Raw genomic sequence first — 13,301 nt, 5'->3', positions numbered from 1 at the left:
ACGTTCTGTCTCCTCGGAACAGGAGGCAGAGCCCCACTTCCTCCTCGGCACTCAGCAGACGCCGGTGTGGGTTCACTCGCCTCCGATCGACCTCAAGCAGGTCCCGAGCGGTACGACGGGCCACATCCATGTTGTCGACACGCACCGTCCCTCGAAGCGACTCGAGGTCCGGGCCTTCCCCTTCCTCCTCGGGGGAATCCAAGTCGTCGAGAACCTCGTCGAGACCGGCCGCGTCGTCGGGGGGCACACTCTGCGTGAAGTGCGTTTCCTCTTCGACGTGTTCGTCTTCCACCTCCGCCGCTGTCACGGCTTCGTACAAGGCGTGAGTCTCCTGCGCGTCGAGTCGCGCAGCCCTCATCACCTGCTCCAGAGCCGTGCGGCGTTCGACTCCTTCGGCTGTGAATCGACGTGTGAGGCCGATGAGCAGATCCCAACCGGCTTCATTCATCCGCCTGCTGGATGTGCCGTCCCGCTCCGTGGTCATCACGCCCCCGCGCCCGCACTATGTCTCTGTTCCCTCGTAGTTCATCACTCATCGGGCCGCCGCTGCCAGCACTTCCTTGCAGGACCCGTGCTGCCCTGACGATCCAGCACTCGGTAGTTTAGAGATGTGTTGGCGTGACCATGGGGAGAGTTGATGCGGATCATTCCGAGCGAGATCTCGAGCAGCACGAGGAGCCAGGCCGAGCGCAGTGTGTTCGCGGCGCTCAAGGCGATTCCCGATGACCAGAGCGTCGCGCTGCACACGGTTCATCTCCCCAAGCACCACAAGAAGCGTGTCGGCGAGATCGACTTCGTCGTCATCATGCCCGACATCCTGCTCTTCATCGAGGTCAAGGGCGGTCGGATCCATCACCGCGACGGGAAGTGGTACTACGGTCCGCCCGGTCGCGAGGAGGGCCCGAAGGAGAGCCCTTTTGCGCAGGCCAGCGGGGGTATGCACGAGTTCGAGCGGGAGATCGGAGCCCTGGTCGGTGACTTGAGGGACCACGGTGTCCCCAGCGGATACCTCGTGATCACCACTGATGTCGATGTCCACCGCACTACCGAGTTCGAGCCGCAACAATATCTCGGTGCCACTGCGTACGACGGCGGACGTGGTCTGGCACAGGGCATCGAACGGGCTACTCGCTTCTGGCTCACGCGGAACAGGTGGGCCCGCATCCCCGTCTCGGCCTCCCTGCGTAAAAGGATGGTTGAGGCTATACGTCCGGATTTCGACCTCGTACCCAATCTGCAGTCCCGACTGACGCATCTCGACGTCGCCTTCGAACGCCTCACCAACGAACAGTTCGACAGGCTCGACGAGTTGGAGGCCAACCCGCGCCTCATCTGGACCGGTGGCGCGGGCACAGGCAAGACGTTTCTCGCCGCCGAGGCGGCCCGTCGCAAGTCCGCCCACGGCAGCGTTCTGTTCACCTGCGCGAGCACCACACTGGCGACTCATGTGGGCCGCATCCTCACAGACGACGCGATCACCGTCCTGCCATTCGACCGCCTCGACGAGGTTCAGGGCCGCGTCTTCGACCAACTGATCGTGGACGAGGCGCAGGACCTGATGACCTTCGAGAGTCTCGATGCCCTGGAGGCTCTGGTCTCGGGTGGCCTCGCCGAGGGCCGATGGATTTTCATGCTGGACCAGAACAACCAGGTACTGACCCCGGACGCCTACGACCCCGACGCCTGGGAGTACCTACGCCCTCTGGGCTCCGTATACGGGCCCATGAAGCGCAACTGCCGCAACACTGTGCAGATCGTCAAACAGGTCCACTTCTACACGGGAGCCGATCTGGGCGTCGCCACTGCGGGTGAGGGGGAGCCGGTCCGTTTCGTCGACGTGCACGCCGCTCAAGAGGAGGCCACCGTTCTCGACGCTTATGTGAACGAACTCGTGCGGGAGGGTGTCTCACCGCGGGACATCACGCTGCTGTCCGCTTCCGGGGACTGGGAAACGAGCTCGGCGCGTCTGTCACAGCGAGCCTCCAAGATCGAGCGATTCGCCGATGTGGTCGGGACCGACCGCACGAAGCACCGTCTCACCTGGTCGTCCGTCTCCGACTTCAAGGGCCACGAGAACCATGTCGTCTGTCTGATCGACCTCGAACCCGAACACATCGAGGGGCGCCTCGACGCGCTCTACGTCGCCTGGACCAGGGCTCGCGCCCAGCTCTGGGTCGCTTGCCGCCCCGGCACCCGCCGGATACTGAAGGACCTGGGTGTGGCCGTACTGAAGCGGGAAGGGCATCTCAAGTGAACGACTCCGAATCACAGCTCTCCAAACACCGCGCCGACTTCGTGGAGTACCTCCGCCGGCAGTTGGTCGGCCCGCCCGTCGCCGAGGACGAGACCCTCGTCGACCCGCCTGACCGGCGCTACCTGATGGGGACGTTGTATCCGCGTGGAGCCTCCTTGCTGGAGCACTCACAGGAAGATGGCGAGCAGGCCTTCGACGAGGCGGAGGCCGGAAACGGAGAGGAGGACAGCTTCGCCGACGATCCCGTGGCCGAAGCGAATGCATGGCTTCCGTCGTCGCTGGGTTTCTCCTTCTTCACCAACGCGCCCCGCCTGAAGGTGACGTGTGGGGCCTCCCGCTACGTAACGTCCCGCGAGGGCGGACGTCGCAGTTGGCGAAGGCAACCGCGACTCTCCACAACAAAGACCGTCACTGCGGATCAGACGGACCCGATCCCGGTTCTGGATGGGCACGGTCGTCTCCACGTGCGGTGGCGTCCCTTCGGCGCAGGGCATCTCGTCACGTGTGTGCTGGCCAACGCGCATGACGAAGAGGAGAGCACGTACAAGGACCGGGACCTGATGCTCTTCCAGGCGGAACTTCAGGCGACAACACTCGACGGAAAGGTGCTCGAGTATCCGAGCACCCGTCTCAACAGCCGCGACGAGGAGGAGCAGGAGCTTCGAGTCCAGTACCGGCACATCGTGACCAGGGCCGTGGGGCACGGATGTGCCGTCGAATGGGACACCGATTCCGACCCGGTCACCACAGTGCGAGCGCAGGTCATGCCTCAGCAGGTGGTCGATCACATCAAACCGGACGGCCCCAAGGACTTGCCGGTACTGAACCTCGCGCACCTGGCCCAGACCGGTCTCGCAGTGGAGGACCTCCGGGCCGAGCTGCACGCCTTCGTCCTGGGCTATCGCAAGTGGTTCGACATCCAGCGGTCGCAGGCGAAGGACTTGCAGCCATGGGCCGCCGCACCCGCCACACGAATCCTCCGCCGCATCGGGACCGCACTCGACCGTATGACGTCGGGAGTGGAGGCCCTGACCGCACCAACCCCCGCAGGAGACAAGGCACGCGAAGCCTTTCGCCTGGCCAACCGGGCCATGGCGCTCCAGATGCTCCACAGCCGCCCGGAACTGGCAGGCAGCCGTCGCCGCAGGAACAGCGAAGTACTCGAGCTGACCGAGCCCGATGGCGACTATGCGTGGCATCCGTTCCAGCTCGCCTACTTCCTGCTCGTGGTCGAGGGACTAATGAGTCCGGAGCACGAGGACCGTAAGACGGTCGACCTCATCTGGTTCCCCACCGGAGGAGGCAAGACGGAGGCGTACCTGCTCACCGCCTGCTTCGAGATCCTCTGGCGCCGGCTGCGGTTCGGCGCGGCCGGGGGCGGCACCGCCGTTCTGAGTCGATACACGCTGAGTCTGCTCACCACACAGCAGTTCCAGCGCACGGCGACGGCCATCTGTGCCCTTGAGTACATCAGGAAGGGACGCGACGGGCCACTGCCCCACGATCTGGGGAAGGAGCCCATCTCCATCGGACTCTGGGTGGGCCAGGACACGACGCCGAACAAGATCTCCGCCGCGCAGGACGAGCTCGGTGTCCTGAAGCAGATGAACGCACCCGATGATCGCTTCCTGCTGGAACGTTGTCCCTGGTGCGGCACCGAGATCGTCCCGGAACGACAAGGGCAGGACCGGGACTTCGGTATCCGGGCGGATGGCGTCACCACCTCGTTCTTCTGTCCGCGCGACACCTGTGTCTTCCACGAGTACCTCCCGGTATCCGTCGTGGACCAACAGATCTACAAGGAACCTCCGACGTTCGTGCTCGGCACCGTGGACAAGTTCGCACGCCTGGCGTGGGAACGGGAAGCCGGGAACCTCTTCGGTGGGGACGGCAAGCGCGCACCCTCGCTGGTGATTCAGGATGAGTTGCACCTGCTGGCTGGCCCACTGGGAACAACGGTCGGTCTGTACGAATCGGCCATCCTTGAGCTGTGCGCCTGGGGCGGCACCGTGCCGAAGGTCATCGCGTCGACAGCGACGATTCGACGCTCCCAGGACCAAGTCCGCAGCCTCTACGGTCGCCCGGCACAGCTCTTCCCACCAGCGGGGATCGAAGCCGGTAGTTCCTACTTCGCCTCGCCCGACAAGGACAAGCCCGGGCGTCTGTACGTGGGCGTCATGGCACAGGGGCATACCGCCTCGACCTCGACCGTTCACGTGGGTGCCGCCGCGTTGCAGGCCCCGAAGGAAATCTGCGACGACGACACCCTCCGCGACGCGTACTGGACCGCGGTCGCTTATCACAACAGCCTGCGGGAACTCGGACGAACCGTCACGATCGCGAGAGACGACATCCCCGCGCGTCTCGAGCATCTGACGAAGGACGACACTCGACGCCGCGAGCTGAACGACGACTCGGTGGTCGAGCTGACCAGCAACATCCCGCGCGCCGCTCAGCCACGACTCCTCGAGCGCCTGGGCAAGAGCTTCAAGGAACGCGGCAGTGTCTCCTTCCTCGCCACGACCAACATGCTTTCCGTGGGCGTCGACGTTCCGCGGCTCGGCCTCATGCTCATGAACGGGCAACCCAAGACGACATCGGAATACATCCAGGCCACCAGCCGCGTCGGCCGTCGTCATGTACCGGGACTGATCGTCACGCTCTTCCGCTCGACCAAACCCCGCGACCGGTCCCACTACGAGTCGTTCGGTGTCTACCACCGCTCGCTCTACCGGCATGTCGAGCCGACCAGCGTCACACCGTGGTCCATGCCCTCTCGCAACCGAGCCCTGCACGCGGTGCTCACCATCCTTGTGCGGCACGGGATCGGCCTGAACGCGGAGAACAGGGCCGGAGACATCCTCGATCGAGCGGAGGAAGTCGCACGGATCCGGGACCTCGTGGTGGATCACGTGCGGCGGGCCGATCCGGACGAGGCCTATGCCGCCGCCGAACAGTTGGACTCGCTGATCGAAGCCTGGCGGCAGGAGGCCGAGATCGCGCGTGGCGAGGGCAGTCGTCTCTACTACCAGTTCCAGGGGCGAGGGCACATATCGCTCCTCACCGACTTCGGCAAGCAAGGCGGCCTGTGGGAGACGGCGCAGTCGATGCGCAACGTCGACCGTGAGTGCCTCGTCGCCGTGAAAGGAGCGTGAGAGCAGTGAAGGATATTCGTCGCAAGGTCCGCAGGGCACAGACCATCGTTCCCTTCGGCGTCGGCGGGATCCTCGACCTCCGAGGCGAATCGTTCGTAGCCGCCGATGTCCGAAGCTGGGCGCGTAACGCCGAGCGGGTGGAATCACCACGGCTCGCGAAGAAATTGGGGGTTGCAGAGTTCCGCTCAGCCCCTGTCATCCCCTCCGGAAAGGCCGCCTACGCGACCCGTATCGGACCCTCGTACGTACGATTCCCCAAGTGGCTGTTCTGCCCTCAGTGCAGGGAAATGCAGCTCTGGCGCACGGATCGCGAGCGTGATCTACGGGACAAGCAACCGACCTGCGGGCGTTGCCCAGGAAAGCCTCAGCTGGCCCCGATGCGCTTCATCCAGGTATGCAGGGCAGGCCATATGGCCGACATCGACTGGCGTCGATGGGCTCACTCCAAGAGCGAAGGGCATGCTCAGCGCCAATGCCAGGTTCACCGGCTTCGGTTCGTCGCCACTCCCGAATCCTCTGGGCTGGAAGCCCTGCACGTCGTGTGTGCCGTTTGCCGGGCCGGGCGCAATCTGGCAGGAATCAGCCAGAAGAACATCCTCAAGCAGACGGGCCTGCAATGCACCGGAACGCACCCTTGGCAATCTGACACTGATGAGGCGGATCCTTGCGAGGAGACACCGCAAGCGGTGCAGCGCGGCGCCTCCAACGTGTACTTCCCTATCACACACTCGGCGCTCGACATCCCCGCACCTGCTGGTCTGGCCGAGGAAGACGAATTGACCCAGAGGGTCGTCAATCACCCTCATTGGTCGAACTTTATCAGTGCGGATGGCGGTCCCATTTCCGATTCCTACAGAATGGTGCTCGCCCACGAATGCGAGGTTCCGGAGGAATTTGTGGAATCTCTTCGACGCCGCCATGCCGCCGAGGCTGCGTCGATGCCGTCTGCGGCTGATGCGGACGATGACCTCAGCATCGCTGAATGGGCGGCCTTTTCCGTCCAGGGATCCGTCGCCAATTCGAATACCTTTTCCGTGCGCCGGACCCACCTCGGGGTCGACCATGAGGCCCCTGAATCCATGCAGGAGCTGGCTGCGGGTGTCTCCGCGGTCGTCGTCGCGGACCGGGTACGCGAGGTGCGTGCGCTCGAAGGATTCACGCGGTACGAGCCCAACTCCGGCGACGGCGAAGAGGGCGAGGGCGGGCGCGTCGTGTCGGTCAACACGCAGGCCCGGGCCCAATGGTTGCCTGCCATAGAGACCTATGGTGAAGGAATCTTCATCGCCGTCGACGAGGAACGTGTGAGCGCCTGGGAGAGGCTTCCGTCGGTGCGTGACTGGACACGACGCATCGAGCGCAACCTGGACGCCTCGTTCAAGGCCGACCGCCTGAGAGGAAAATCGGGTCCGGAGCTCCTCCCACGATTCGTGATGCTGCACACCTTGGCCCATCAATTCATCCGCCAACTTTCTTATGACAGCGGATACAACGCAGCTTCACTACGGGAACGCGTTTACGCCCGAAGCCACGCCTCAGGCAGCGAACATCCGCCCCAAGCCGGCGTGTTCATCTACACAGCCGCCGGGGACGCAGAAGGGACACTGGGCGGGCTTGTCCGCCAGGGACAACCACCGAACCTCGTCGAGACCTTGATCCGGCTGCTCGAATCGGCTCAGTGGTGCTCGCAGGACCCTCTGTGTGTCGACTCGACCGGTAGGTCTCTGGCCAACCTCAACCGTGCTGCCTGCCATGCGTGCACGCTCCTCCCCGAAACCTGCTGCGAGATCGACAACTCCCTGTTGGACAGAACGCTGTTGATCGGTGACGGCGAGGTCCCGGGATTCTTTCGTGCAGTCGTCCAGGCCGCGCTCGAGGAATCGGCCGGAGCCGTCGACCTACCATGAAGATCCCTTCCCTCCTGGACCTCGAGATCGAGCAGCAGGCCGTCATTGATCTTCCGTTCCACGGAAGCCACCTCATCACCGGGGCACCTGGCGCCGGAAAGACCGTAATGGCCGTCTACCGCGCGTGGGCGCTGGCAACCGCCGAGCGCGATGTCGTCCTCTTCACGCGCTCCAATCTGCTGCATCAGTACCTCGCGCAAATGGCACCAGACCTTACGGGAGGTCTCAACGTCACCACCTACCATCGGTGGATCAGGGACTTCTGGCAGAGGCGCTTCCAGGCCGATCCCCCACAGACCGACGAGGATGGTTGGAGCTACGACTGGATCGAGATGCAGCGGGACTGCATCGAGCAGAGGGCCGGGTCGACCGCACATCTGGTGATCGACGAGGGGCAGAATCTGCCCGTTGCTTTCTATAAGTTGTGCCGCATCCTCGGTGTCGGCGTCACCGCGTTCGCAGACGAGAACCAGCGGATCGACGACGACGAGAGCACCGTTTCCGAGATATGCCGATACCTAACCATGGGCGCCGATCCGCTCGTACTGCGAGAGAACCGCCGGAATAGTCGAGAGATCGCGATGCTGGCATCCGAGTTCCGCAAGGAGGCCCGGGACGAGATGCCCTTGCCGACACGGGGCGGTAGTACCCCCACCGTCCTGAAAGTGCCCTCCTTGGGGTACCTCCTCACTGGAGTTTCCCAGTACTTCAATGCGCATCCGGAGCGGAGTATCGGAATCATTTGCAGGTCGACCCATTTGCTGCGGGACATCCAGAGTGAACTCACGCGCCTCGGGCTTGCCAAGTACACCCAGGCCTATGTTCACGACGATCGGTACCGGAACGCCATCGACTTCTCAACGCGACCCATCCGGCTCGTGACCACGGCCAGCATGAAGGGCTTGGAGTTCGACAGCGTCTTCGTGCCGGACTTGGACGCGTATACAGAGGACCCAACCAGTGTGGACGCACGTCTTCGCTTCTTCGTGCTGTGTACTCGTGCCCGCGAGGATCTCCACTTCGCTCACCGCGGCACCCAAGAGCCCGCCATCCTGTCGAGCATCCCGGAATCCTTGTTGGTCCGACACACCGGTTGACCTTGCAGCGCAGTCATTCCACCCCAGGTCAGGAGCAGAACCGGCGCCTGCACACAGGGCATGGGGTTCGTACGCACCGCTGCTTCGCACTCGTTCGTCTGCGACGTGGCCGATCTCTACAAGACCAGGCTCACAATTCCTCTCGCGTTCTCGCTGCACAACTCCAGTGACCCGAGGTCGAAGCCCGCCGATCCTGGCCGACCGGGTGGTCGATGGGTGGGGGCCTTGTAGAGATCTGGAGCGGACGGATCGCGCCTCCCCGGCGTTCGCCACGCACCACCTCGCCCGAGGGCTGGACGCCCCGGACGCCGAGGGGCCCCAGGCCTGGTGCCTACGGAGGGCGACACACAGTCTGAAGGCGCCGAAAGCCAGCATGGCTGTGGCGACGAGGAGCGCGATGGTGGGCCGAGGTCGGTCCACGTCGAGCTTCTCTCGTCAGGCGCCACCCCCATGACACTCCCCATAGCTCCGCCCCGACCCACACCAACACCCCGCCCCCCTCTGCGGCGGCCACTCCACAGCCCGCCCCCGCGCCGCCAAGGTCGTCGCATACTGCGGCAGCAGCGACACGTCCGACGGGGACGAGCCCTCCGACGCCGCGAAGGCCTCGTACGAAGGCACCGTCCCCGTCACGATCCCCAGGTTCGGCGTGCCGGAAGCGGCGAGCTCCCGCAGCGACGTCTCTATGGTCGCCAGGTGCTCCTCGTGGGACGGGTACTCGGCGGCCAGCGACGGGTACGCCGCCACCAGTTCCGTCAGTTCGTCCGCGGGCCAGTGCAGGACGGCCACCGGGAAGGGGCGGGACAGGGCCTCCCGGTAGGCACCCAGCTCTGCGCGCAAGCGTGAGATCTCCGCCTCCAGTTCCGCCGGGTTGTTCGAGCCGAGGGACCAGATCCGCTTGGGGTCGTGGAGTTCGTCCAGGGAGACCGAGGAGGAGTGGAGGGTGTCGGCCAGGGTGTCCCAGTTGTCGTGGGTCGCGCCGAGCATACGGCGGACGCGGTGGCGGCCGACGAGGAGGGGGCGGGCGGAGTAGGGGGGTTCCGGGACGTCCGTCAGCAACAACGTCACTGCTTGCGTGAACGTCTCCTGCGCCGCCTCCAGCTCGTCGTGGGACTCCAGGGCCTCGGCCACGATGACCCAGGGGGCAGGGTCGCGGGGGGCGGCCGCGCGGACGCCGTCGATGATCGCCCTTGCCTCCGCCTCGTGGCCGTACTCCCAGAGGTTCGCCGCCTTGAGGGCTCGTACCAGGTGGGGGTTCTCCAGTGAACCCCCGGATGACAGCAGGCGGTCGTACAACGCGGTCGCGTCGGCGCGGGCGCCGGCCAGTTCGAGGTGGGCCGCGGCCTGCAGGAGCAGGTGTTCGGCGTCCTCGGGGTAGAGGCCGGCAGTCCGCTCCAGGCGGGCCGCTTCGGCGTGGTGGTCGACGTTCTCGGCGGAGGTGTCGGGGCGCATGACTGACACCGTACTGCCGTCGATCGACAAAGATGAGATGTCTGCTTCGAGCACGGCCTCAACAGCCGCTCACAGCGCTTGAGGCAACGGTGTCGATCCGGACACCGGGTAACGGTCACCCCGGACGGTCGGCCCTGCCATCGCCCTGGGAGAGCAGGCTGACGGCGGCGGCGCGTGAGGTGACGTCGAGCTTGGCGTAGATGCGCGACACATGGGTCTCCACCGTTCGCACGCTCAGTACCAGCCGCTCGGCGATCTCCTGGTTGGTACGCCCGGCACACAGCAGCCCCGCCACCTCCGCCTCCCGCCGGGACAGGCCATGGGCCGTGCCGTGATGGCGCGTGCTCTTCGCCGCCACCCGCGCGCCCAGTTGCCGCTGTAACCGGGCCGCTCGCGCGTAGAGCCCGTCGGCGCCGCAGCGCGACAGCGTCTCCGCTGCGAGCCGCAGCTCGGCCAGGGCGGCGGCGCGCCGGCCGAGCGCGGCGTGGCAGGGGCATGTGCGCGCGCCCGGCCTCCTGGCATGCCCCGGCCTGTGCCAGCGTCGCCGCCGCGTCCGCCGCGCACCCGGCGGCATCGGCCGGGGCGTCGACGCTCAGCGCGTACGCGCGCGTCAGACACCTCAGGCCGGACCCCAGACCGGACCCCAGGCCGGTGGAGGTGTCGGCGAACCGGTCCGCCTGCTCACTCCAGTAGCGGGCCTGCGCCGCGTTCGAGCGTCCGGCTTCGGCCTCGGCCATGAGGCTGAAGGCGGTGAGCCGGTTCTGGGGGCTCAGGAGCGGCAGGTCGGGGCCGCCACAGGGGTCCAGCAGGTGGAGGTGGTCGGTGTCCACGTCGCCCGCGGCCATCTGGGCGAGAGCCAGCGTGGTCTGGGCTATGAGCATGCCTCCGCCGTCGCCGGCGTCGGTCGCCGCGAGCGCCTGGCCGGCGATCTCGACGGCTTCCCGGGCCGCCCCCGCCCTGTACAGCACCCAGGACTGTCCGGAGAGCGCCATCGCCAGTGGTTCGGCCGCGCCGAGCATACGGGCGGTTGCCACGGCCTCCTCCGCGATGGCCGCCGCCTGCTGGATCTCGCCCAGCCACGCCTTGGCGGGGGCCGTTCCGGCGAGCAGGTACGGCAGGGTGTGGTGGAGCCCGGCCTCGGTGGCGACCCGCGTGCACCGGGTGAAGTGCCGCAGCGCGCTGCCGTGGTGGCCGAGGAACGACTCGGTGGCGCACAGCCAGGAGAAGGCCTCGATCTGCGCGGCGATCGTGGCGTCGGACACCTGGTCGATCAGGGCCACCGCGCTGTCCGGGAGCGCCCGGACGGCCGTCGCGTCCCGGGACGACGGGTCGGCGGTGAACGCGCCCAGACTGGCGACGAACGCACGCAGGCCGGCGGCGAGCGCCGGGGCGACCGCATGCTCCTCGTGGGTGGCGGCGGCCTGGTCCAGCAGGTCGTGGGCCTCCGCGAAGTCGCCCTGAGCCAGGGTGTACAGCGCGAGCTGGGTGCGCAGCCGGGACGCCGGGAGCGATACGGGGTCCGGCTGCCGGGACAGCTCGGCCCGCAGCAGCGCCCTCGCTTCGGCGTGCTGGCCCAGCAGGCGTTCGAGGGAGGCGCACCGGCCGACCGTCCGCGCCCGCCGGGCGTGGTCGTCGGGCGGGAGCAGACGCAGCACGGTCCGCAGCGTGCTACGGCTCTCGCGCGGATTGCCGCTCAGCTCCTGGCAGTGCGCGAGTTCGCCGAGCAGATCCAGCCGTGAGCCGATGTCGGGCGCGATCGGCGGGAGCGGGCCGCCGCCCTCGGGCAGGATCCGCAGAGCGGCCTCCAGCCAGGTCACCGCCGTGGCCGGCGCCTGCGGCGCCACCGCGCGGGCCGCCCGGACCAGCGTGGCTGCGGCGTCTACGTCTCCCGGGGCGGCGGAGCGGGCCACATGGTGCGCCTGCGTCTCGGCAGGCGCACCGACCTCCCGCAGATGGCCGACCGCCCGGGCGTGGGCCGCCAGCCGCCAGCCGGCCCGCGCCGCCGCGTAGGCCACATGCCGCACGAGCGGATGCCGGAACCGGAACCGTCCGCTGGCCGGGACCGGCCGTACCAGATCCCGCGTGACCAGGTCGTCCACAGCCGCCAGCACCTCGTCCCGAGGGGTCTGCGCGACTGCCGCGACCAGCGCCGGGTCGAACTCGCCGCCCGCGACGGCGGCCGCCATCGCCACCAGCCGGGCGGGGCCGGGTACGCTCTCCAGTTCGGTCGCGAGGGCGGCGCGGACCGCCGCCGGGATGGCGGCGTCCAGGTCCAGTTCGTCCGGCGTCCGCGCCGTCGAGCCGCCCCTCACGCCGCCGACCCCGTCGCCGGCGGCGGGCAGGAGTTCGCTGTGCCGCAGCGCGTGCAGGTACAGCGGGTTGCCGCCGCTGAGCCGGTAGATGCGCTCCTGCCGGGCCGCGTCCACCCCGCCGCCCAGAATCTCTCCGGCTTCGGCCCGGGTGAGCGGCTTCAGGTCCAGCCGCCGGGCCCACTCGGCGGGCAGCCCGGCCGTCACCGAGGCCAGCCGTGCCGACACCTGCGCCGGCCGATAGGCCAGTGCCAACAGCACCCCGCCGGAGGGCGGATGACGCAGCAGATGGTCGAGCAGGTCGAGCGAGGCCGGATCGGCCCAGTGGACGTCGTCGAGCAGGAGGACCAGTCCCGAGGGCCCGGCCAGTACCTCCAGCAGCGACCTGACCGCCCGGTGGAACCGGTAGCGGCCCGGGCCGCTCGACACGCCCACCGCGGCGCCCGGCCCGGAGCCGTCCCCGCCCGGGGTACGCATGGCCTTGCGCAGCCCGGGAAACGGCACCGGCGACCACACCGTGTGCCTCGGGGAGGGGGACGACGTGTTCGTCGGCCGGGGCACCGGCAACGACTGGGTCAAGGGCAAGGCCGGGAACGACACCCTCTCCGGCGGCGCGGGCGACGACGAGCTGTACGGCAACGACGGCGACGACCATGTGACGGGCGGCAACGGCAACGACATGATCGAGGGCAAGGCCGGGAACGACACCATCGGGGGAGGCCCGGGCGACGACGAGCTGTACGGCAACGACGGGCACGACACCATCCACGGCAACGCCGGGGACGACACCATCCACGGCAAGAACGGCAGGGACGTCCTCCACGGCGACACCGGCAACGACAGGCTCTTCGGGAACGGAGGTGCCGACGACGTCAACGGCGGCTCCGGCAACGACATCCTCTTCGGCAATGACGGTCCCGACGACCTCGATGGCGGCTCCGGCAACGACGACCTCTTCGGGAACGGAGGCAAGGACATCCTCACCGATCCCTCGGGCTCGTTCGACAGCGGCAGCGGCGGCGGATCCACGGACCGCTGCCACGTCAGGATCGAGACCCGGAACAGCTGCGAGATCCTGTTCTGACCGCTTCTGACCACGGTGCGGCCTCTCTCGCCACCTCCGGTGCCCG

The 13,301-nt window shown here is 67.3% G+C and carries 7 protein-coding genes and 1 pseudogene; 5 read left to right on the top strand and 3 right to left on the bottom strand.

The annotated features are described in order from the left end of the window. Nucleotides 1–637 precede the first annotated feature (637 nt). The 4 genes from ACWD3C_RS23865 to ACWD3C_RS23850 are packed head-to-tail and all read left to right on the top strand — an operon-like array spanning nucleotide 638 to nucleotide 8,410. Entirely contained in the window at nucleotides 638–2,254 is a 1,617-nt protein-coding gene (locus ACWD3C_RS23865; protein ID WP_451147048.1) for an NERD domain-containing protein, read from the top strand. After that, nucleotides 2,251–5,409: a helicase-related protein gene (locus ACWD3C_RS23860; protein ID WP_451147046.1), complete on the top strand. Its 3,159-nt coding sequence runs from the start codon at nucleotides 2,251–2,253 to the stop codon at nucleotides 5,407–5,409. Before ACWD3C_RS23865 ends, ACWD3C_RS23860 begins: the two co-directional genes overlap by 4 nt. A 5-nt stretch (nucleotides 5,410–5,414) precedes the next feature. Beyond that, the gene (drmB, locus tag ACWD3C_RS23855) at nucleotides 5,415–7,313 is read left to right on the top strand and encodes a DrmB family protein (protein WP_451147044.1); all 1,899 of its coding nucleotides are present in this window, start codon (nucleotides 5,415–5,417) and stop codon (nucleotides 7,311–7,313) included. Continuing rightward, nucleotides 7,310–8,410, top strand: a complete 1,101-nt coding sequence (locus ACWD3C_RS23850; protein WP_451147042.1) for an AAA family ATPase — start codon at nucleotides 7,310–7,312, stop codon at nucleotides 8,408–8,410. The genes drmB and ACWD3C_RS23850 overlap by 4 nt, the downstream gene beginning before the upstream one ends. Before the next feature lie 435 nt (nucleotides 8,411–8,845). Here the strand turns inward: ACWD3C_RS23850 and ACWD3C_RS23845 are convergent, their stop codons facing one another. From ACWD3C_RS23845 to ACWD3C_RS23835, 3 genes and pseudogenes are all read right to left on the bottom strand, one after another. Further along, nucleotides 8,846–9,862, bottom strand: a complete 1,017-nt coding sequence (locus ACWD3C_RS23845) for an SEC-C metal-binding domain-containing protein (RefSeq protein WP_451147040.1) — start codon at nucleotides 9,860–9,862, stop codon at nucleotides 8,846–8,848. A gap of 115 nt (nucleotides 9,863–9,977) precedes the next feature. Continuing rightward, the gene (locus ACWD3C_RS23840; protein WP_451147090.1) at nucleotides 9,978–10,436 is read right to left on the bottom strand and encodes a response regulator transcription factor; all 459 of its coding nucleotides are present in this window, start codon (nucleotides 10,434–10,436) and stop codon (nucleotides 9,978–9,980) included. A 2,002-nt stretch (nucleotides 10,437–12,438) separates the two neighbouring features. Further along, a pseudogene (locus ACWD3C_RS23835) lies at nucleotides 12,439–12,648 on the bottom strand (AAA family ATPase); the annotation flags it as partial. Here ACWD3C_RS23835 and ACWD3C_RS23830 point away from each other — a divergent pair. Beyond that, nucleotides 12,647–13,255: a calcium-binding protein gene (locus ACWD3C_RS23830; RefSeq protein ID WP_451147038.1), complete on the top strand. Its 609-nt coding sequence runs from the start codon at nucleotides 12,647–12,649 to the stop codon at nucleotides 13,253–13,255. The pseudogene ACWD3C_RS23835 and the gene ACWD3C_RS23830 sit on opposite strands and share 2 nt — an antisense overlap. Nucleotides 13,256–13,301: the final 46 nt, after the last annotated feature.

Source organism: Streptomyces sp. NPDC002845 (genome assembly GCF_053591955.1).
Note: the sequence above shows the minus strand (reverse complement) of the source record. Positions and strands in the feature narration are given on the sequence as shown.

Coding starts and splice junctions, on each gene's coding strand:
- ACWD3C_RS23865 (WP_451147048.1), top strand. CDS start 638: ATGCGGATCATTCCGAGCGAGATCTCGAGCAGCACGAGGAGCCAGGCC.
- ACWD3C_RS23850 (WP_451147042.1), top strand. CDS start 7,310: ATGAAGATCCCTTCCCTCCTGGACCTCGAGATCGAGCAGCAGGCCGTC.
- ACWD3C_RS23845 (WP_451147040.1), bottom strand. CDS start 9,862: ATGCGCCCCGACACCTCCGCCGAGAACGTCGACCACCACGCCGAAGCG.
- ACWD3C_RS23840 (WP_451147090.1), bottom strand. CDS start 10,436: ATGCCGCCGGGTGCGCGGCGGACGCGGCGGCGACGCTGGCACAGGCCG.
- ACWD3C_RS23830 (WP_451147038.1), top strand. CDS start 12,647: ATGGCCTTGCGCAGCCCGGGAAACGGCACCGGCGACCACACCGTGTGC.